Genomic DNA, 19677 nt, shown 5'->3' on the forward strand with positions numbered 1-19677 from the left:
AGAACAAACATTTCATCCGGAGCTTATGCAAACGACGAGGTGTTCTTACCTTTAGAGGAATGACATCATTTAGCTGAGAAAATATAAAAAAACATTGACTACTAGCTCTCAGTCAATGTTTTTTTATTTACTTTAGCTCTAATTCATTAAAGCTAATTGGCATACTTTTATGCATTCATGTCTCCTGAACCTGGAGCGTGCTCATTTGGCATTTCAGATAAGTGAGGAACGGGAAAAGCTTCCGGTGGAGGCGTTACGCTCAAGTCTCCGCCATTTCTGCTTGGCGTCTGCCCTTGGAATATTTCTTCCATTCTGTGCAGATCTAACCTAAAATCAAATTGCGTGTTATGATAGCCCATCTCGACAAATTTTCTTCATTCAGGGTATTTATTAATATCATAATTTGGTACAGGGAAAAGCTTGCCCCAGTCCATGCACAAAAAAAGGAGCTGGTTAAAACCAGCTCCTTTTTCTCTATTATTTCTCTATCCCTGCTTTGATTTCTTTAATCATGCCTGCCATTGACTCAAGGCCTCCTCCAGATAAATACCAAAGACCTGGATCAAGATACACAACGTGATTGTTTTTCACTGCATTGACTTCTTTTACATACTCATTTTCAACAATTTGTTTAGCAGATGATTTTTCACCAATTGCTGCGCCGCGGTCAACCACGAATAAGTAGTCCGGGTTTTGCTTAACTAAATATTCATATGCAATGCTTTGACCGTGCTTAGCCGATGGATCTAGGCTGTCGTCTGCTGCTTTGATACCAAATACATCATGAATTAATCCGTATTTAGACCCTGGACCAAATGCTGTCATTTTGCTGTCATTTGCCATCATTACAAGCGCTTTTTTATCTAGTTTGTCCGCTTGTTTTTTCAAATCTGCAATTTGCTTATCAATTGCTGCTAGATCTTTTTTCGCTTGATCTTCTTTATCAAAAATTTGTCCTAGTACTTTTGTGTTTTCTTTAAATGACTTCATATAGTGCTGGTTGTCCGTATCGATATAGATCGTCGGCGCAATTTTTGAAAATTCATCAAATGAATCTGCTTGGCGGCCTTGAATAATAATTAAGTCTGGCTTTAGTTCTGCAATCTTTTCGAAATCAGGTTCTTTTAAGCCACCTACATTCGCATACTTATCATCTTGATACTTTGATAAATACTCAGGAATCGCTTGTTTTGGCAAGCCCGCTACTTCAACGCCTAGTTTATCTAGCGTATCAAGTGCACCCATGCTGAATACTACAACTTTTTTAGGATTTTTCTCAATTTTAATTCCGTCTTTATTGAACTGATCGGTTACCGTTACCGTTTCTTTTTGCTTACTTTCTCCACCTGTTGTTTCTTTTGCTCCTTGATTACCGCAAGCGGCCACAACAATCGCCGTTAAGACTGCTACAAACATTACTAACACTTTTTTCACTTTTGTCACCTCATGAATAAATTTTATGAAAAATAAACGCAAATACGCTGTCCGCCAACCGTTTCGATTGGAATATCCATATCGTATATATCCTTTAATACAGATGTTTGAATGATGGTTTCTGTTGGGCCTTCACGGATCACTTCACCGTTTTTAAGCGCCACGATGTAATCCGAATAGACAGACGCAAAATTAATATCGTGAATGACAATCACAATGGTTTTGCCTAAGTCTTCTACGAGACGTTTCAACAGCTTCATAATTTCAACAGAATGCTTCATATCTAAGTTATTGAGCGGTTCATCTAAGAAGATATACTCCGTGTCCTGTGCGATGACCATAGCGATAAAAGCTCGCTGACACTGTCCTCCGCTCAGTTCATCTAAGTATTTATCTTGAATACTTTCAAGCTTCATATAACTCAGCGCCTGATCAACCGCTTGTTCATCGCTTTTTGTTAACCGGCCTTTTGAATAAGGAAACCGGCCAAAATTTACGAGTTCACGTACGCTAAGTCTGATATTCAGCTGATTGGACTGTTTTAAAATGCTCATTTTTTTGGCTAAATCCGAGCTGTCAATATTCTCTATATTTTTTCCTTCTATTGATATTGATCCTGAGTCGGCTTTAATAAGACGGCTCATAATGGAAAGCAGCGTACTTTTCCCCGCTCCGTTTGGGCCGATAAATGATGTGATTTTCCCTTTTGGAATCACCACAGATGTTTTTTCTAAAACGGTTTTTTCTCCGTATTTTTTACTGACATTTGTTACTTCTACCATGATCTATTCTCCTTTAGCAGCAAATAAATAAAGTAAATTCCGCCGGCAAAGTCAATGATGACGCTCAGCGTGGTGCTGAAGGTGAACACTTTTTCAACAATAAATTCTCCTCCGACGAGGGCTATAACACTAAGCAGCAGTGATCCCATCATTAGATAGGTGTGCTTGTAAGTTTTGAACAGTTCTCTCGCAAGGTTCACAACAAGCAGTCCAAGAAAGGTAATCGGCCCAACTAAAGCTGTGGCCACTGAGACAAAAATGGCGATCACAATCAGCATTTTTTTGACAAGCCTGTCATAATCAATACCTAAATTTACCGCATGTTCTCTTCCTAACGACAGAACATCAAAAATGGAGGTAAAACGCCATACGTAAATGCCAAGCAGGATAAAAATAACCGCTGCTATGTATAGCAAATCAGTATTGACATTGTTAAAGCTTGCAAATGATTTATCTTGTACAATTTGAAATTCATTCGGATCAATCAGCATTTCCATAAATGAAGACATGCTTTTAAATAACGTGCCGAACACAATTCCAACCAGTAAAATAAAGAAAATATTCTTACCGGCTTTTTTGAACATCAGTATGTAAAGCAAGACCGAAAAGATAATCATCAGCGAAACGCAAAGAAGAAAGTTAAGATTTTTGTTCATGATGACAATATTCGTCGAGCCAAAGATGTACACAATAAACGTTTGCAGAAATAAATACAGTGAATCCAGTCCTAGAATACTAGGAGTTAGAATTCGATTATTGGTAATCGTTTGAAAGATAACGGATGAAAACGCAATTGCTCCTCCGGTTAAAACAATCGCAGCGACTTTTTCAATTCTTCGCGGCAGCGTGTACTGCCAGTAGCCTAAATCATAGCTGATAAACAGCGCAGCCGACAAAATAGCCAGCGCGGCCAGAATAATAATTTTATATTTGTTATGCATAACGACCTCTCCTTATCAGCATAAAAAGAAAGATCGCACTTCCTATTACACCGACCATTAACCCAATAGAAACTTCATAAGGGAAAATAATGACTCTGCCTAAAATATCGCACGCAAGTACGAATACAGCTCCAAGCACCGCTGTATGAGGCAGGCTTTTTCGCAAATGATCTCCACGGTAAATCGATACGATATTGGGGATGATTAATCCTAAAAAAGGCAGCATGCCAACGGTCAAAATCGTAATCGACGTAATAAGCGAAACAATGACTAATCCAATGTTTACGATTTGTTTGTATTTCACGCCTAAATTGATTGAAAAGCTTTCTCCCATACCAGCAACCGTGAACTTATCTGCGTAAAGATAAGCAATTATTAAGAGCGGTATACTCAGGTATAAAAGTTCATATCGCCCTTTGACTACTAGCGAAAAGTCGCCTTGCAGCCATGAAGAAAGGTTTTGAATCAAATCGTATTTGTAAGCGATGAAGGTAGCTAGGGAACTTACGATACTGCCGAGCATTAAACCAACTAGTGGAATATAAATCGTATCGTTAAATTTAATTCTGTCTAGTATTCTCATAAACAATAGATTGCCCGCAAGTGAGAAAATGAAAGCAATGCTCATTTTTAATAGAGGACTTGCTGAAGCAAATACTAGTAGAGAAATCAACACACCAAGTCTTGCCCAGTCCATCGTTCCTGCAGTTGTTGGAGAGACAAACTTATTTCGCGTAATTTGCTGCATAATTAACCCGCAAATACTAAGGCTCATTCCCGCCATAATAATACTCAAAAGCCTAGGAAAACGACTAAAAAACAGCGTTTGGCTTTCTTCTTTTGTTAAATGAAACAGATCCATCGCTGACAGGTCTTGTACTCCTACAAAAAGAGACGAAACCGCTAGTACAGCAAACACAAGAATTAACTGATAAAACTTCAACTTTCCTTGCTCCTTTCTTTCATCTAGAAGTCTAGTTATCTCCTCCTCTATATCATATGTAAATGATTATCATTATCAATTGACTACCCCTATAATACCATTATTCTCTAAATAATCAATGGTTTTCTTAAAATTAAAGCAAAAAAATGCCTTAACAGATGGATCTGTTAAGGCATTTTAAGGTTCAATTAAACTTAAAAAGAGCTATTTCTCTCTTCATACATAAGAGATTAAAACATACCTAACTCGCCCTCATTTAAAGACGAACAATAGGAATAAATGATCTGGACTGCTTGTTTCACCGCTGTTGATTTCCGTGCAAGGCTTCGCGCTCCGTGAGGTCTCATCCCTTACGCTTTTTTCGCAGGAGTCTTCGCCTCTAACCACCAGCTAGAAATAACTACATACATGAAATCTACGTTCACCATAACAACAAAAAATCCGAACCATTAATAATTATTAATGGTTCGGATTTAACTTTAAGCAAAATACTTTTGTCGCAGCCTCTTTGTATCGCAATTACATATATATGAAATATATGTTTATATTTGAAAGAAATCTACTTATTTTGCAAATACATGGTTTCCGATAACTGCCGTTACTTGCTGCGTTGCAACCCATTGACTTTCAGCGATTTTCGGATTATAGAAAAACAGCGCATCGTTTTCATGCGGGTTTGATAATGCTTCACTTACCGCTCGTTTTGATTCTTCTGATGCAGGCTGATTAATTGCTCCGTTTGCTACTGGTGAAAATTGATAGACGCCGTTTCCTAGCTGCTGATAAATAACGTCGTGAATGTTATTTGGGAATTCCGGTGAAGCTACACGGTTTAATACCACAATTGCTACCGCTACTTTTCCTTGGTACGGCTCACCTTTTGCTTCTGCCTCTACTAATCTAGCTAGTAAATCTTGATCTTGTGCAGAAACCGATGTAGACGGAGCAGTTTGTGCCGGCGCCGGTGCTTCTCCTTGAAGTTTTAATGTTTGTCCGATGGTAATGATATCACTTTGTAAACCGTTAACAGCTTTTAACTGATCCACAGTCATGCCGTTTTGTGTTGCAATATGATATAACGTTTCGCCTTGTGCTACTGTATGTACAGATGTTGCCGGACTAGCGGCAGGTTGTGCTTGTCCCTGGTCAGGAATCGTTAATGTTTCTCCAACGTAAATCATGTCGTTTTGGCGGTTATTAGCACCTTTCAGCTCATCTACCGTAACCCCATTTTGTTGGCCAAGCCCCCACAAGGTATCTCCTTTTACGACTTTGTGCGAAGCTGCTGCTGATGCTGTTCCTTGACTTGCTAGAAATGCTACAGACGCTGCAGAAGCAACTGCCCATTTTTTTACACGTTTTTTACTCACAAAAACTACCTCCTAAAATTTGAACCTGTTATTACCTTAGCACATAGATTCGCCTTTTCATTAAAAAAAACAGTAACATTTGTTCTAATTGGATTAAGTTTCTTACAGTGCCATTCATTATGTTACAACTTTTACATGCCCCTTAAAGAATATGTAGAAATATGACGATTTCATTGCGAAACGAGCTTTTTATCTGTTTACTTACATTCCTCTTTCTGTAAAAAACTTGATTTAATTATGATTAATCGCAGAGATAAAAAGGAAAACAGCAGTCAAATAGAGAAATAGTGTAACTATTGAGGAATGATTCAGCGCTTCTTTGTCAATTTACGTTTGTTTATTAATAAAGGAGGTCTATTTGGATGTGTGCAAATAAAATGTATGTGACGTATAACACGGAAAAACCGGCTATTACAATTCAAGGAGCTTTTTATCATACGGGAGGAACGCAGGAAGAGTTTTTGCGGGAATTCAAGTACTGGCTTGAATCTCACGGCTGGTCATTTATGGGCGTAACAAATGAAACAACGATGACAACGGCGAACAAAGAGTTAAAAGAAACGATGGAACAGCATAAAATAGAAGGCAAAAAAGTTCAAAGACTAGAAGATTTATAACGATTGCTTCTATGACCCTTCACACATGTCCAAACGCCAATACGTAAAAAAGCCTTTAGATGAGCTAAAGGCTTTTTTACATTAACGAGAAAGTGCGACCACCTTCTGATTTTCTACTCTCTCTTCAACAGGCTTTCTCATTTCTTTTTCCGTCCATACGCCAATGCGTTTTTGTCTTTTCCCAAGAGGCTGTTTTTCACATGCATAGCAAATTTCTGAAATATCATCAAAATGAGCTAACGACATCTTTATCCCTCCTTTTCTAAATATACACAGGCAAGTTAGTATGCTTTTTCCCTTATTTTCCAACGCTAAACTGCTTCATGTTGGATTTAAACAATTTATAAACAAATGGAATAAATAACTTCTACTTCATTATCATTTAGATTGTTTTATTTACATATAGGGGGGTAAACAAAAACTATCCCACCTCACACCCTGAAGTTTGAAACTGTCACGTAAGAAAGCTGCTTTATATAAAGCAGCTTTTTTATGTTTTTACTTTTCCTAGCTCCATACCTGATAAAATTTATATAACATCTAAAAAAGCATTCTCACAATTAAAATTGCTGCTTGATGTGCAGATCCTGTAAGTGCTCAGCAAGCTTATTTTCAAAAGATTCCAGTTAAACAAAAAACACCTGTAGCATTTAAAAAAAGATAAATACTACAGGTGTTTGTGCATGAGTCATAATAACAGGCAGCGCTAACTCACATCTCTTTTACAAACATCGCGCTATGTTTTTGATACATCCCCGGTATTTGTTATAAAGCAAGTATGACAAATATCTTCAATGCCTGTACAACTGGTGATGATGTCTTTCTTTCCTTCTTTTTTAATAGAAGAAAGTTCTAGATTTACGAGCCGATCCGTCACAGGGCAATAGGCAACCCAACGTTTATTTTCTAGTCGTTCATCCATCCCATACCTTCACCTTCTTAGACTTTAAAGTAAAGATACGTGTAAGTACTGCTTCATAATTCATTTCATATCGGAGAACTATTTACTATACCCTTTCCTTAAACATCCAAAACATGATTTTCAAGGAAATCATTTATATAAAAATTTTAAGAGCAGCAGTTCATTTTTTGTATCGGTGAATAGTACGCATGGATTCGTTAAAATCTTTTATGAGACGATAAGGCTTGCTCACTAACCTTATAGGAACTCCAATTAAAAATTTATTTATATCTTTTTTATATTTTTTTGATACTCGGTTAGGTTTCGTAGAGACACGCTTATAAACCTCTTTATAAAACTCTTTCAAAACATCAACTTGAAATACCATTGTGCGATTGCATTCATGACATTCTACGCGCACAATTTTGACGTTAATATAGGGAAGTTCCTCTTTACAACCGTTGCCATATAAATCGGCTTTGAATCCTCAGCTCCAATAATTAAGAGATACGATTTTTGCATCATAATGAATAAAAAAAACCGACTGTTTAGTCGGTTTTTTTGTAGAGATTGATTTTTAATGTCCCTCACCTATTCCAAATACTTCTGCTACGTGATTTTCTAATTTATGCTTGTAGTGATCAATGTTTGGATGTTTAACTACATCGTGAATAGAGTATGTTGGAAGTGGACTCATACCGACGTACTGATTCATTTTATGCAAATGCATAATGGCTTCGTCTAAACTTTTTCCTTCATAGAAAGCTTCGTCATTGTTAAAAATCGCTTCCGGCGCATTCCATGTAAGAGAAAACATGTATTGTTTCCCCGTTAATAAGCCGCCTCACCCGTATTGATTGGAACCTTTAAAGAAAATGTTATCCATATACACGCGATCAATATATTGCTTAAACTTTCCGGGAATGCTGAACCAGTAAATAGGCGTCTGCATAATCACAACATCAGCCCATAGCCACTTTTCAATTTCTTCTTCTACTTCGTAGCCTTTATCAACCACCGTTGTTTTAATGTCAAATTGATCAGCGAGTAAATGCTGCATTTCATTAAAAATCGTCTGATTTAACTCTCCTTTTGACTTTTTATAATACTCGTGTCCGTTAATGATTAATACGTTTTTCATGCTGACCTGCTCCTTTCCAAAATCCTTGCTTCTTTATCTTCATATATCTGTATACCCATAAAAATCACTTACCTATCAGTACCTACTCTTACTTTGAAGTAACATAAGGTCTAATTTACTAATTCTTTAGAAGATGTTTAACTTGCATAAAGCAAGTCGTTTTTTTAAAAATCAGTTCTTTTCACCCAACAAAAAAAGACTGACGAATTAAATTTCGTCAGTCTTTCTGTCTTTTTTATTTCGGTTCGCCTACTTCATTTAACGGATAGTAGCGAAACTGCACTTTTCCGATCACTGATTTTTGTGAAATAAAGCCAAATGCTCGTCCATCATGGCTTACAGGACGGTTGTCACCCATGACAAATAGTGAATTTTTCGGTACCTTCACTTTGCCATCAGTTGCAGGCAGCGTTTGAAGCGTAAAATCTTCCGTGAATTTTTCATTAGGTGCAAGAGATTTTTTAGAGTCTTTTAAATACGGCTCTTTATAAGCTTTGCCGTTGATATACAGAACGTCGTTTTTCATTTCTACCGTATCTCCTGGCAGTCCAATTACACGTTTAATATAATTTTCATCTGCATCCGGTGCATGAAATACAATCATATCAAAGCGATCAACATCACTGATTTTATTTAAAATAACGCGGTTTGAATCTTCAAACGTTGGATACATCGATTCACCGTGAACCGTAGTTGGCGCAAATAAAAAATGGCGAACTCCCACTACAATAACCAATGCAATAACAATGGACTTAATCCATGAAAACACTTCTTTTTTTACGTTATTTTTGCTCATTTCAAAACATCCCTTACGTCAAAATATACTTTCATCATAGCATCAAATAGAGGGAAAGTATAATAATAACCGAATAATCTTATTTATTACTCACCGTTTGTCACTGTGCCCTGATGGAAAAACAAGCGCCACTTTTCTTCTCTTTTTCGCCAAATAGAACTGCGAAGCGTCTTTTTTTCTGGCGTATGGTTCATAAGATGATAGGTAGTTAATACGCAGTCAGGAGACAATACGTCTACATGAAAATGAGAGATCTCAAATACATCTGGCGAAAGTACATGATTGTGATTGTAATCTTTTCGTTTCCATACCCTGCCCGAGCTGCCAAACTCCACGTAACCATCTGCAAGAATGTTTGAAAGCTCTTTAGCAGAGGTTCATATCTCTGATTTTAAGTGGCTGCATTCCAACTCATAAAATGTTCGGGTGATATTCGCTTTTTCCACTTTCACGGTCTCCTCTCATTCTTTCTTACATTTATTATAAAGGAATACTGCCGTTTTCCTTTAAACAAATAATACTCCTATCTCAAATAGACAGGAGTATTATTTGTTTAGCTAACCCTATAACCTCTCTTTTTACCTGCCATCCAATCGCTAATCATTTTCACGACAATTCCCATGATGAATACTGTAAGAAATGAATAAAACATCGACCAGTTCAGCAATTTGTACAAATACAGCGCTTTGAATATTGGAATGCCTATAAAAGCAATAACGGCAGACGTAATAATATGTGCGATAAAGAAAAATTTCCATTTGCTGAAAAATTGGTAGACGAGTGCAATACTTACCGGAATAATAGCAAAGTCAACCGTATTGAAGCGATCTGTAAACGGCAGCATCTGGTGAGGATAGCACCACAGGTTAAAAAATTTCCCGAATTCATCTACTAAACCGACTATGTCAAAGCTGATAAAAAAAACGAGAAGCATAAAAAAGAGGCGCTGTCTATCAATAAAAAAGTAAAAAAGCAGCAGAAAAAGAGCGTTTATCACTACTATGAGCCACCATTGAAAACTAAAAAGATCTTGATGAACCCAATAAGAAAATTCCTTTTTGTTTAAGACTTGTTGCATCATTTTAATCATTTCAAACATAGAAATCCCTCCTATCTTAGAAAGTCTTTCCATGAGGGTTTCACTTCATACTAAAATAAAACATCGCACACAGTGCTTTTGCACCTCCTCCTTCTTCAAAAGCAGATTGTACCTACTTAGAGATTTCTATCTGTCTAGTAAAAATTTTTGTAAGAGCGCTCTTTTCATCTCAGAACCTATTGACTATTATTTTCATTTCATACAAAATTAACAATTGTGCATGGTTTACATGTTAATACGAGCAAAAAAGATACTGTTTTGCAACATTAAAGGAGGAACAACATGAACATCGGTACGATTAAAAGAGAAGCTAAAGCTTCTTTAAAGAATCGCTGGGGACTTGCGATTCTACTGACAGTGGTGACGTACGGAGTATATACGCTTCTGCCTATTCCATTTGAAATTGTGGCAAGCGGCGGCTATGACAATTGGATGAAAGATGAATCTGATTCCGCTTCATGGATTTCAACTGCCTTTGCTATTGTCTTCTCGCCTCTTCTGATGGCGAACTACTGGGCATTTTTAGGTCTAGCACGAGGTGAATCTGTTCGATTGGGGCACTTGTTTAAAACATTCCAAGACTTTGGCCTTTATGTAAAGTCATTAGGAATTTATGTACTTATGACTCTTTATGTGATGCTGTGGTCACTGCTTTTACTGATTCCTGGAATTATTAAAGCACTGGCATATTCACAAACGTACTATATTTGTAAAGACAATCCTACTTACTCGATGAATCAAGCGATTACAGAAAGCCGTAGGTTGATGAATGGTTATAAAGGACAGTACTTCCTGCTGCTGCTAAGCTTTCTTGGCTGGTTTTTATTAAGTATTATTACAGTAGGAATCGGCTTTTTATGGTCTATTCCATACCTTTCTGCTTCACTTGCTCGTTTTTATGAAAATTTGTTAAACGAACGTTCATCGCATGCTGAATAATAAAAAAATCCTCTTCATCGTGAAGAGGATTTTTTTATAAGAACACGGTTTGCATAAGTGAAGCTCTTATGTCATAAAGCTTACTAAGAGTATAGAAGAAAGGCAGGGGCTTATATGTATACTACAAGTGAGATATGTCAGCAGTTTGGCCAGATTTTAAACGCTAAAAGCAAAGTTAGTCCAACAGGATGCTCAGTGTCGCTTAAAAGAAGCTTTCAGGCTTCTGTTCAAGGGCGGAAAAGCAGCTCTGTCGTTCCTGTTGGCGTATCATTTGAGGCGATAGACGCGCAGGGAAACGCGTTAAACTTGGCTGAGATTGCTATTTTACAAGAAGAAATCCCTCGTTTTACAGAAGCTGCTGCGCGGCAAGGTCTTATCGTAAGCGCTTTGCATAACCATTGGCTTTTTACAGAACCCGTCCTTATGTATCTTCATATTCAATCTGTAGAGCCTCCTTTACATTTTGCGAAAAAAATGGCTTTTTGTTTTACAACGCTAAGCAGCTTGCCTGTTTCAACAAACGTATAATAAAAAAGAAGCACCTTTTAAAAGCATGGTAGAGCTATAAAAGATGCTTCTTTTTTTATGAATGAACATATTATGAGTAGACTCAATTTTATCTTCAACTAAACGAAAAGCCTCTTTTATGAAAATAAAAACAAACGAAGCAGCGCCATCATTCCAACTCCGCTAATAACGGTGATGGATAAACTTTTTGTTTTCAGCGCAATCAGTAAGGTTGGAATAACTACGATGATGACGGGCCAGTTAATTTTCACACTGTCATTTGTTTGAATGATAAAGTTCTGTACAACAAGTGCTGTTAAAATACAAATAGGAATATAGGACAGCCATTTTAATACGGGTTCTGGCAGCGCAATGTTACGCACAACTAAAAACGGAACAATACGAGGAACTACGGTAACAAGGGCACACCCTAAAATAATGATAAGTGTTGAATAGTGGATACTCATTTATCCGTCACCACCCCAATCGTCGCTACAATAATCGTTGAAATTAAGACAGCTACATGTGAAGGTACCAAAAAAGACAGCACAATCATAATAATCGCCATATAAAGAATTAAACGTAAATAATGATTAAGTTTTGAAGGTAACACGCTTTCGATTTGTAAAACAAGCAGAGCTAAAAACATAGCCGTTAAGGCAAAATCAAATCCAAAGGCTTCCGGGTCAGATAGCAAATGCCCAAAAATGGCTCCCATCGTACAGGCGATAATCCAGCTGACGTAAGCCGTTATATTTAATCCGTTCATCCAGCGGTCATTAATTGGCTCCCCTTTTGCAATTTTATTTGAAGACACTCCAAATGATTCATCCGTCAGAAGTGCTCCAATTCCGACGTTTTTTAATAACGAATATTTTGTGAATTTAGGCGCGACCGTAGCACTCAAAAGAAAATGTCGTAAGTTAACGATGAATGTTGTGAGAATAATAGCTGAAATCGAACTGTTCGCAACCATCAGTGCACAAATAATAAACTGAGCAGCCCCGGCATACACGAGCGCTGATAATAAAGTAACTTCCATAACGGAAAGATGCGAGGACACGCCGACAATCCCGGCGGCAAGCCCTATGCTTATGTAACCGAGTAGCGTAGGGACACAGTCCTTGGCCCCTTGTCTGAACGTTAGATCCACTTTTTCTCTCTGCTGTACTGCTTTTTCTGCGATCACCGTACTCCCTCCTTTTCTGCTATATTATACATCTATACGTTATATTAAACAACGGTATGTTATACTATCTTTATAATCATTAAAGGAGTACAACAATGGACGCGATTCAAGATATTATTGCTAAAAATCTTGTTAAACTACGAAAAAATCGAAATTTGACGCTTGATCAAGTTTCTGAATTAACAGGTGTGAGCAAAGCAATGCTTGCACAAATTGAAAAAGGTAAATCCAGTCCGACAGTTACTACGCTTTGGAAGATTGCGAACGGCCTTCAAGTCTCTTTTTCTGTATTTATAAAAGAAGACACTCCGGATGTGCAGAAAGTAAGCATAAAACAGCTAGATCCCATCACGGACAACAAAGGTGATTACTTAGTGTATTCTTTTTTTCCTTATCACCCGGAAAAAAAGTTTGAAATTTACATTGTCACATTAAAGCCCGGATGCGTGCACGAAGCGAAAACTCACTTAGGAGATGAATACTTACTTATTAAAGAAGGAGAATTAACGGTTCGTTTTGAAAGTGAAGAACATGAATTAGTCTCAGGAGACGCTCTGCATTTTTCAGGAAATACCTCTCACAGCTATATCAATTCATCTGAAGAAGAAGCAAGTTTTTTTTTACTTATGCACTATCCCGAATCATAAAAAAAGAGCGTACGGATCATCCGTACGCTCTTTTTTTATTAAGCTGCGTGGGCTTGTTCTTTTTTCATTTTTTTGTTTTTCATGTATCCAATACTTACAACTGCAATCGTTAAGATAACTTGAACAGCAAGATGTAAAGCTGTACTTGGAACAAATCCACCAATAATTTTATCTTCAACAATCATTTTTCCAGCAGACCATGCGAGCATCGCCGCTCCAGCGTAAATGATAATCGGAAATTTTTCCATTGCTTTCATAATAAAGCTGCTTCCCCAAATAATAATCGGAATTGAAATTAATACACCAATCATAATTGGAACAAATTCATGAGCTACACCAGCTAGAGCTAATACGTTATCTAATGACATGACCGCATCTGCGATAATAATCGTTTTAACCGCACTCCATACCGTTGCTCCACCTTGAGGGTTATCGCCGTGTTCGTGATTATCGGCTAATAATTTATACGCGATCCAGACTAGCATCAAGCCGCCGACCGCTCCGATTAATGGAATCTTTAATAATGGGACAATAATAGCCGCAAATAATAATCGAAGACCAATCGCGCCGCCTGTTCCAATTAAAATCGCTCTTTTTTGTAAGTCTTTTGGTACGTTACGAGCCGCCATTGCAATCACAATCGCGTTATCTCCGCTTAAAATTAAATCAAGAAAAATAATTTGCAGCAAACCTTGCACTGATACGCCAATTAGTTCCTCCATAGTTACCTCCACCTTCTCTTTTTATGTAACGTTTCTCCTCTAAATGTCCGAGCCTTTTCCTCCTTTTTTATAATTGAATACAAAAAAGACCCTTACCAAATAAGCGGTAAAGGTCTTGCTAACAACATAATGTCGCCAACAAAGCCGAGAGATAATCTCTGTAATGACGACTTTGCTGTTAAAGCTACTCCCCTTTAGGAGATACGTTCAATTATTTGTTTGTATTTACACCATTTATACTATAGCACCTCCTACATTCTGTCAATCATTTTTTATGTAAAACGATTGTCAACGCTTTCTCTTTCAATCAATTCATAGTTCGAAAGTGTAAGCTTTTCGACTTCTTCGCCGTTAACTAGCTTGATAATTCGCTGTGCTCCCATTTGGCCCGCTTCTTTATAGTAATATTTTACGGTTGTTAAGCTCGGATGAATCACACCTGTAATTTCATAGCCTCCAAAGCCGGTAATGGATACATCTTCAGGAACGCGCAGTCCGTTTAAATAAGCGGCCTTTAACGTACCAAGCGCAATGTTATCGGTCGCACATACAATCATGGACGGGTTAAATTCTTTCATCACTGCCGTAGCTGCTCCGATTGCATCGCTCATGTTAAAGCTTGTTTCATAACAGCGGATCTCGCAGTCGCTGTCTTTAAGACCTTGCTTTACCCCTTCTTTTCTCTTTACACCTACAGCTATGTCCTTTTCAGTTACGCCTAAAAAAGCGATTTTTTTATGCCCTTTTTCCCCTATGTACCTTCCAATGTCGCATGCAGCCTCGTAATCTTGGTGAATTAAACTGTGAACTTCTTTATGCTCCTGTCCAATTAGCAAAACGGGAATTGAAATCGTACGGAACGCTTCCAAATGAGCTTTTGTAATCTGAACGGCAAGCAAAATAATACCGGCTACCTTCTGCTTAGCCAGCGTATAAATATTTTCAATTTCTCTTTCTAAATCTTGATTAGAATTGGAAACAATCATTTGATAGTGGTGGTCTCTAAGTTCTTGGTCAATGCCATCTAATGTGCGGGAAGTCGCAAAAGAACCCATGCGCGGAACAATGACACCGATGATATTTGTTTTTTTTGCTTTTAAGCTTTGAGCAAAAGCATTTGGGCTATAGTTTGTTTCTTTAATAATTCCTTCAATTTTTCGTTTCGTCGCATCGCTCACAGACCCTCCGTTAAGGTAGCGGGATACAGTGCTTTTTGCTACTCCTGCAAGCCGAGCGATATCTGCAATAGTTGTCATTCTCTCATCTCCGTATTTTGTTGCTGCTTCTTTCACAGTATACACGAATATCGCGTGTATATTAAGTAACTGCTTTACTTTTTGCTTCATAAGCGGTATGATAACCTAAACGTGGATAAATATTATCCACGTTGTACACATATAGCAGGAGATGATGTTTTTGCACATGAAAACAGGCGTTGAGCAATCGGTGTATGCCATTTTGCTGCTTACGTTTTTACCTGAAAAAGCTGTGCTGCCAGGAGATGTTATCAGCACTCAGCTTGGGGGCTCGCCTACGTATTTTCAAAAGCTTCTTCGCAAGCTGGTTAGCGCTGATTTACTTGCTTCCGTTCCTGGTAGCAAAGGTGGATTTCGCTTAAAGAAAACGCCGGAAGAAATTCGAATCTATGACGTATACGTAGCCATTGAAGGCAAGCAGTCTCTTTATTCATCAAGCGGTATTTTTCACGATATGCTTAATTTAAAAGACAAAGATATTTGCTTATTATCCGATTTAATGGAAGAAGCCGAATCTTCATGGCAGTCCATTTTAAAACGGCAAACCATTGCCACGCTTACAAATGAAATTCATAAAAAATGTCCAAAAGAAAACCTGGACATGCTAAAAGCAACTGTAGAAGAAAAAATGGTGCTGTAGCACCCAAAGGAGATTATCATGGAAAACTTAAATAGATATTTTGATTTATTCGATCAATCACGTACAAGCGAACAAGCATTTGAAGAATTGGTGAGCCTTTTTTCAGACGATATCGTATTTGTCTTAAACGGCCACGAAAAGCAAGGCATTGAAAACTGGAAGCTGTTTGTGAAAATGGTTTTTAAAGAAAATGCTGATATTAAGCATATGTTCGAAGGCTGGAAAGCAGTTGAAGGTACGGACATGTTTGAAACGCCTTGGGCAGTATGCGGAAAACGTGCATCTGGCAGCGTATTTACTCAAACAGGAAAAGATATTGCTAAGCTAGATAAAAACGGGAAGATCAGTTATTTAGAAAACGTACCTGATGACACAAACATGTTTGATACGTATAAAAATTAATATGGAGAAAAGAAGGGCTATATAGGCCCTTCTTTTTTTACGGCGCAAACCCTTCTTGAGAAAGATAAATCATCGAAGAAGGATAAAATTTTTCAAAATAACGAATGGCTTTGATATGAATGTCTTTGTCATACCAGTCTAGGAAACCGTGCTGATCAAATAGTTCCGGCATCCCTAGCCTTTTAGACGTTTTCCCTAAGGAACCGTCTCCTAAGTACAAGGTATCAATGCAAATCCGGTCCATCATTCCTTCTATTTTCTTAGGAAATTCAGGCGTGAAAGGAAGCATTGGAGCAATGGCTACTTGCGTTAAAATTCCGCTTTCTTTTACTTTTTTTAACGCATTCATACGAAGTTTCATCCCCGGAGCATAAGGAGAAAAAATTTGTTTTACATCTTCTCGGTCTGTTTCAATAGTCATCGATACGCGAAGGTCACATACTTTTTGAAGCTGTAAAAGCAAATCAATATCTCTCGTCACAAGCGGCGATCTTGTTTGAATCAGTAAAAAATCAGGCGGATGATTGATCATTGTTTCTAAAAGAGCCCGAGTGATGCCTGCTTTACGCTCAGCCGGCTGATAGGGATCTGTCGCTGAAGACATAAAAATGCACACCGGCTGCTCTTTTTTTCGCAGTTTTTGTATTTCTTTTTGATAGACTTCAGCTGCGTTGAATTTCAGCTCTAACCACGTTCCCCACTCCATTTCTTTAAAACGCTGAATTGGTAGTTCTCGCACGTAGCAAAATTTGCAGGAGAATGTACATCCAGCATACGGATTTAAACTATGAGTATAACCGGATGCCAAAAAGCCGGTCGCTTTTGTTAAAATACTTTTCGAAACCACGTCTTTTTGGTTCATCTTTCTCACCTCTTTGTCCAATAAGTATATCAAGTTCACAAATGAAAAAACTACTTCCCACGTGGAAAGTAGCCCTTTATGTTTTCAACTCATCAACTTTGATTTTCTTTCTTTTCACTTGTCGTTTCAAGTAAAGAGGTTAAATATGAATTTAACTCAAATTGGTCCTTTTCAATAAAATCAGATAATACAGGCTGCTCTTCTTTTCTCATCTTTCTCCACTCCCTTTGTTTTTTATGTATGTGTTTTCAATCATCAATGGATAAAAGTAATGTACTTAACTCTACCCGTATCTAAACAAAAATAATCATGGTATTTTATACTATTTTTACATTTATGCACGTTTTATTTGTATATTTTTTACAATGTAACGTAAATTAATAGCAAGATTAGTAAACGTATAAACTTGATTAACAGCTCACTTCATAGAAGGAGGAATGACAAACATGAATCATGAACAAAAATCCACGCTGTCTCCTGTTTCACAAGAGCAGCAAAGCCCCGATACTCAACTAACGGAAAAAGAAGAGCGTATGCCGGAGTATACGCATACTTCGCTTAATCCAGACTCATAGAACAAAAAGAGAAATGCCTCGGCATTTCTCTTTTTAATGTTTCTATACTTTTCTGCATTAATCATGACGTTGTGACAAATAAAGGTAAAGATAATGAACATGGCGAATGAATACCATTATCTATTAATGACAAAGGAGAACGAGCATGAAGAAAAAAGTGATGGGAGCAATTTATGCTCTTTTAACGCTGTTCATTTTAAGTGCCTGCAGTACCGAAGACGTTGTGACAAATAATTCAGATCCAAAAGTTTCTGTTTCTACTACAGTTAAACCGCTGACGAAAAAAGAATTTAGTGAAGTTGGAACATCAGGGTTAACAGGCCCTTCTAAAAAAGATTTTCACAAAGTACATATGACTCTTACTTTACGCGGTACGAACTACCTGTCGGATATTCAAGTTAAGCTACCTAACTATAAAGAAGCTTTTAATAACATGAAAGACGATCAGCAAACAAGATATTGGTTTGGCAGCGGTGCAGATGAAGAGCAAGAAAACAAAAACATCTATACAAGGGAATTTGTCCTTTATACGAAAGGCTTAACCGATAAGCAAATCAAAGATATTTTAGCAGCAGCTAAGGTAAAGACGTCCTGGGTGGTAAAGGATACAAAAGCGAAGGATCAATCCGAATTTGCTGCTGGTAAAAACATAAAATTTGAAGCAAAATGAGACATGCACCAATTAGCAAAAGCCCTCTTTATGAAAAGAGGGCTTTCTCTTATTATATGAAGAAGAATTACCTTGTCACCTGCAGCTAACGGTTTGGATTTGAGGCCAGACTTTCAAAGCGCAGCATATCTTCTAAGCTATCTACCCGTTATAAACGCTAGCGCATGTTCCAGGCTTTGGCTCATAGTAGCAATGATTTTTGTATTGACCAGAAGCGGGTTGACCGTACCATGTTGGAGGGCATGGAGCGGATGGATTAAAGTACCACAGTGCATATTTCCCCGGGTGTTCTCTCCAATAATCCAAATTCTTTTTGGCTAACCTTTTTTCAACACCTCTTGCTCGTTGATAAAATACATTTCCTTTTTGAACAGCCTCGAACGAATAGTTGCCTCCCTGCACCTGATAAATAACTTGCGGAACAGATCTTAAATTCTTGAAATCTAAACAGTTTGCTTTAAGGCGATTTACAATGACATTTCCAACATACAGCATGCCTTGTTTTCCTTCGCCTTCAGCTTCTGCTCTCATCATCCTTGCCATTAAAGCAACGTCTGAATCTCGATAATTTACTCTTGGCATTTTTTCACCCCAAAAATATACTATGAAAAAAAGCCGGTCTTGATGTCACTGTCCCTAAAATAACAGTAATTGAATGCTCCGCAAAAGGCTTATCCTCTTTTGTAATACAGCTGAGCAATTTGTCCGTACTGCTTCATATTAGTGAGCTTGAAGTTCATTTCTGGAATTCCTGGCTTAAACAATGGAATACCAGCTCCAAGCAAAACGGGAATAACCGATATAATAAATTCATCCACCCTGTTTGCTTTTAAGAAATCAGCGAGAATATCAGCACCTCCCACCAGCCATATTTTTTTCGTATCTTGATTGAGATTGTTGAGAAATGACGCCACGCTTTCGTTTATAAACTCAACATACTGATCTTTTCCTTGAGCTGAGCGGCTAAACACGTAGCACTTTTTATCGAGATACGGAAACTCGGGTGTGAGCTTCAGCACGTGATCGTACGTAGCCTTTCCCATAACGACCGCATCACACGTTTGATAAAACGCTTCGTAGCCGTTGTCCCCCTCTCCTTCTACGCTTTCTAGCCAGTCAATCTCTCCGTTTTCTCTTGCGATATACCCGTCTAAGCTTGCGGCAATATATACGACGATTTTTTTCTTCATTCCCTTTTCTCCTTTCAACTTTACTGTTTCTGTATGATATCATCTTAATACGAC

The 19677-nt window shown here is 37.7% G+C and carries 24 protein-coding genes and 3 pseudogenes; 8 read left to right on the top strand and 19 right to left on the bottom strand.

Annotated elements, in window-relative coordinates:
* Positions 1-167: 167 nt before the first annotated feature.
* The 6 genes and pseudogenes from CEQ83_RS15760 to CEQ83_RS15785 form a co-directional block, all read right to left on the bottom strand.
* Positions 168-434 (bottom strand): annotated as a pseudogene (locus CEQ83_RS15760) (manganese catalase family protein); the annotation flags it as partial.
* 43 nt (positions 435-477) lie between these two features.
* On the bottom strand, positions 478-1434 hold the full coding sequence (locus CEQ83_RS15765) for a siderophore ABC transporter substrate-binding protein (RefSeq protein WP_028414464.1): 957 nt from the start codon (positions 1432-1434) through the stop codon (positions 478-480).
* Between the two features lie 23 nt (positions 1435-1457).
* The gene (locus tag CEQ83_RS15770) at positions 1458-2216 is read right to left on the bottom strand and encodes an iron ABC transporter ATP-binding protein (RefSeq protein ID WP_028414465.1); all 759 of its coding nucleotides are present in this window, start codon (positions 2214-2216) and stop codon (positions 1458-1460) included.
* Positions 2210-3157 (bottom strand): iron chelate uptake ABC transporter family permease subunit, encoded by a 948-nt coding sequence (locus CEQ83_RS15775; protein ID WP_034267834.1) that lies wholly within the window; start codon positions 3155-3157, stop codon positions 2210-2212. The genes CEQ83_RS15770 and CEQ83_RS15775 overlap by 7 nt, the downstream gene beginning before the upstream one ends.
* Positions 3150-4100 (bottom strand): ABC transporter permease, encoded by a 951-nt coding sequence (locus CEQ83_RS15780; protein ID WP_028414467.1) that lies wholly within the window; start codon positions 4098-4100, stop codon positions 3150-3152. The genes CEQ83_RS15775 and CEQ83_RS15780 overlap by 8 nt, the downstream gene beginning before the upstream one ends.
* Before the next feature lie 563 nt (positions 4101-4663).
* The gene (locus CEQ83_RS15785) at positions 4664-5470 is read right to left on the bottom strand and encodes a cell wall hydrolase (RefSeq protein WP_013057892.1); all 807 of its coding nucleotides are present in this window, start codon (positions 5468-5470) and stop codon (positions 4664-4666) included.
* Between the two features lie 362 nt (positions 5471-5832).
* Between CEQ83_RS15785 and CEQ83_RS15790 the strand changes: the two genes are divergently transcribed.
* Entirely contained in the window at positions 5833-6087 is a 255-nt protein-coding gene (locus CEQ83_RS15790) for a hypothetical protein (RefSeq protein ID WP_013057893.1), read from the top strand.
* An 81-nt stretch (positions 6088-6168) separates the two neighbouring features.
* Here the strand turns inward: CEQ83_RS15790 and CEQ83_RS27140 are convergent, their stop codons facing one another.
* The 6 genes and pseudogenes from CEQ83_RS27140 to CEQ83_RS15815 all read right to left on the bottom strand — a co-directional run bounded on the left by CEQ83_RS27140 (position 6169) and on the right by CEQ83_RS15815 (position 10024).
* Positions 6169-6333 (bottom strand): hypothetical protein, encoded by a 165-nt coding sequence (locus tag CEQ83_RS27140; protein WP_013057894.1) that lies wholly within the window; start codon positions 6331-6333, stop codon positions 6169-6171.
* A 490-nt stretch (positions 6334-6823) separates the two neighbouring features.
* Positions 6824-7009 carry a hypothetical protein gene (locus CEQ83_RS15795; protein ID WP_014459286.1) on the bottom strand — a complete coding sequence of 62 codons (186 nt, stop codon included), beginning with the start codon at positions 7007-7009 and terminating at the stop codon, positions 6824-6826.
* A gap of 556 nt (positions 7010-7565) precedes the next feature.
* Positions 7566-8129: pseudogene (locus CEQ83_RS15800) on the bottom strand (NAD(P)H-dependent oxidoreductase).
* A gap of 235 nt (positions 8130-8364) precedes the next feature.
* The gene (gene lepB / locus CEQ83_RS15805; protein WP_098112348.1) at positions 8365-8925 is read right to left on the bottom strand and encodes a signal peptidase I; all 561 of its coding nucleotides are present in this window, start codon (positions 8923-8925) and stop codon (positions 8365-8367) included.
* 86 nt (positions 8926-9011) lie between these two features.
* A pseudogene (locus CEQ83_RS15810) lies at positions 9012-9284 on the bottom strand (nuclear transport factor 2 family protein); the annotation flags it as partial.
* Positions 9285-9478: 194 nt separating this feature from the next.
* Positions 9479-10024 carry a CBO0543 family protein gene (locus tag CEQ83_RS15815; protein WP_098112349.1) on the bottom strand — a complete coding sequence of 182 codons (546 nt, stop codon included), beginning with the start codon at positions 10022-10024 and terminating at the stop codon, positions 9479-9481.
* A 282-nt stretch (positions 10025-10306) separates the two neighbouring features.
* Between CEQ83_RS15815 and CEQ83_RS15820 the strand changes: the two genes are divergently transcribed.
* Complete coding sequence (locus CEQ83_RS15820) at positions 10307-10963, top strand: DUF975 family protein (RefSeq protein ID WP_028414473.1); 657 nt, start codon at positions 10307-10309, stop codon at positions 10961-10963.
* Positions 10964-11077: 114 nt separating this feature from the next.
* Positions 11078-11491 carry a DUF1259 domain-containing protein gene (locus CEQ83_RS15825; protein WP_028414474.1) on the top strand — a complete coding sequence of 138 codons (414 nt, stop codon included), beginning with the start codon at positions 11078-11080 and terminating at the stop codon, positions 11489-11491.
* Between the two features lie 116 nt (positions 11492-11607).
* Here the strand turns inward: CEQ83_RS15825 and CEQ83_RS15830 are convergent, their stop codons facing one another.
* Together CEQ83_RS15830 and CEQ83_RS15835 are read right to left on the bottom strand one after the other, a co-directional pair.
* The gene (locus tag CEQ83_RS15830) at positions 11608-11937 is read right to left on the bottom strand and encodes an AzlD domain-containing protein (RefSeq protein WP_033580525.1); all 330 of its coding nucleotides are present in this window, start codon (positions 11935-11937) and stop codon (positions 11608-11610) included.
* Complete coding sequence (locus tag CEQ83_RS15835; protein WP_033580524.1) at positions 11934-12659, bottom strand: AzlC family ABC transporter permease; 726 nt, start codon at positions 12657-12659, stop codon at positions 11934-11936. The genes CEQ83_RS15830 and CEQ83_RS15835 overlap by 4 nt, the downstream gene beginning before the upstream one ends.
* Before the next feature lie 95 nt (positions 12660-12754).
* Between CEQ83_RS15835 and CEQ83_RS15840 the strand changes: the two genes are divergently transcribed.
* Positions 12755-13306, top strand: a complete 552-nt coding sequence (locus tag CEQ83_RS15840) for a helix-turn-helix domain-containing protein (RefSeq protein ID WP_028414477.1) — start codon at positions 12755-12757, stop codon at positions 13304-13306.
* 38 nt (positions 13307-13344) lie between these two features.
* On the opposite strand, the gene CEQ83_RS15845 is transcribed toward CEQ83_RS15840, so the two are convergent.
* Positions 13345-14028, bottom strand: coding sequence for a TerC family protein (locus CEQ83_RS15845; RefSeq protein WP_028414478.1), 684 nt, complete (start codon positions 14026-14028; stop codon positions 13345-13347).
* Positions 14029-14300: 272 nt separating this feature from the next.
* Complete coding sequence (locus CEQ83_RS15850) at positions 14301-15284, bottom strand: LacI family DNA-binding transcriptional regulator (protein WP_028414479.1); 984 nt, start codon at positions 15282-15284, stop codon at positions 14301-14303.
* A 160-nt stretch (positions 15285-15444) separates the two neighbouring features.
* Here CEQ83_RS15850 and CEQ83_RS15855 point away from each other — a divergent pair, with 160 nt between their 5' ends.
* Both CEQ83_RS15855 and CEQ83_RS15860 read left to right on the top strand, forming a co-directional pair.
* Entirely contained in the window at positions 15445-15924 is a 480-nt protein-coding gene (locus CEQ83_RS15855) for an RrF2 family transcriptional regulator (RefSeq protein ID WP_013057917.1), read from the top strand.
* A gap of 18 nt (positions 15925-15942) precedes the next feature.
* The gene (locus CEQ83_RS15860) at positions 15943-16326 is read left to right on the top strand and encodes a nuclear transport factor 2 family protein (RefSeq protein WP_028414480.1); all 384 of its coding nucleotides are present in this window, start codon (positions 15943-15945) and stop codon (positions 16324-16326) included.
* Positions 16327-16363: 37 nt separating this feature from the next.
* On the opposite strand, the gene CEQ83_RS15865 is transcribed toward CEQ83_RS15860, so the two are convergent.
* Positions 16364-17188, bottom strand: a complete 825-nt coding sequence (locus CEQ83_RS15865) for an SPL family radical SAM protein (protein WP_155017385.1) — start codon at positions 17186-17188, stop codon at positions 16364-16366.
* Positions 17189-17634: 446 nt separating this feature from the next.
* Between CEQ83_RS15865 and CEQ83_RS27635 the strand changes: the two genes are divergently transcribed.
* Positions 17635-17763 (top strand): hypothetical protein, encoded by a 129-nt coding sequence (locus CEQ83_RS27635; protein ID WP_255219776.1) that lies wholly within the window; start codon positions 17635-17637, stop codon positions 17761-17763.
* Positions 17764-17908: 145 nt separating this feature from the next.
* Positions 17909-18433 (top strand): hypothetical protein, encoded by a 525-nt coding sequence (locus tag CEQ83_RS15870; protein ID WP_028414482.1) that lies wholly within the window; start codon positions 17909-17911, stop codon positions 18431-18433.
* A 141-nt stretch (positions 18434-18574) separates the two neighbouring features.
* Here the strand turns inward: CEQ83_RS15870 and CEQ83_RS15875 are convergent, their stop codons facing one another.
* On the bottom strand, positions 18575-19015 hold the full coding sequence (locus CEQ83_RS15875; protein WP_013083968.1) for a cell wall hydrolase: 441 nt from the start codon (positions 19013-19015) through the stop codon (positions 18575-18577).
* A gap of 89 nt (positions 19016-19104) precedes the next feature.
* Positions 19105-19623: a dihydrofolate reductase family protein gene (locus CEQ83_RS15880; protein ID WP_028414483.1), complete on the bottom strand. Its 519-nt coding sequence runs from the start codon at positions 19621-19623 to the stop codon at positions 19105-19107.
* Between the last annotated feature and the right edge of the window lie 54 nt (positions 19624-19677).

It is taken from the genome of Priestia megaterium (genome assembly GCF_009497655.1).
GTDB classification, from domain to species: Bacteria; Bacillota; Bacilli; order Bacillales; family Bacillaceae_H; genus Priestia; species Priestia zanthoxyli.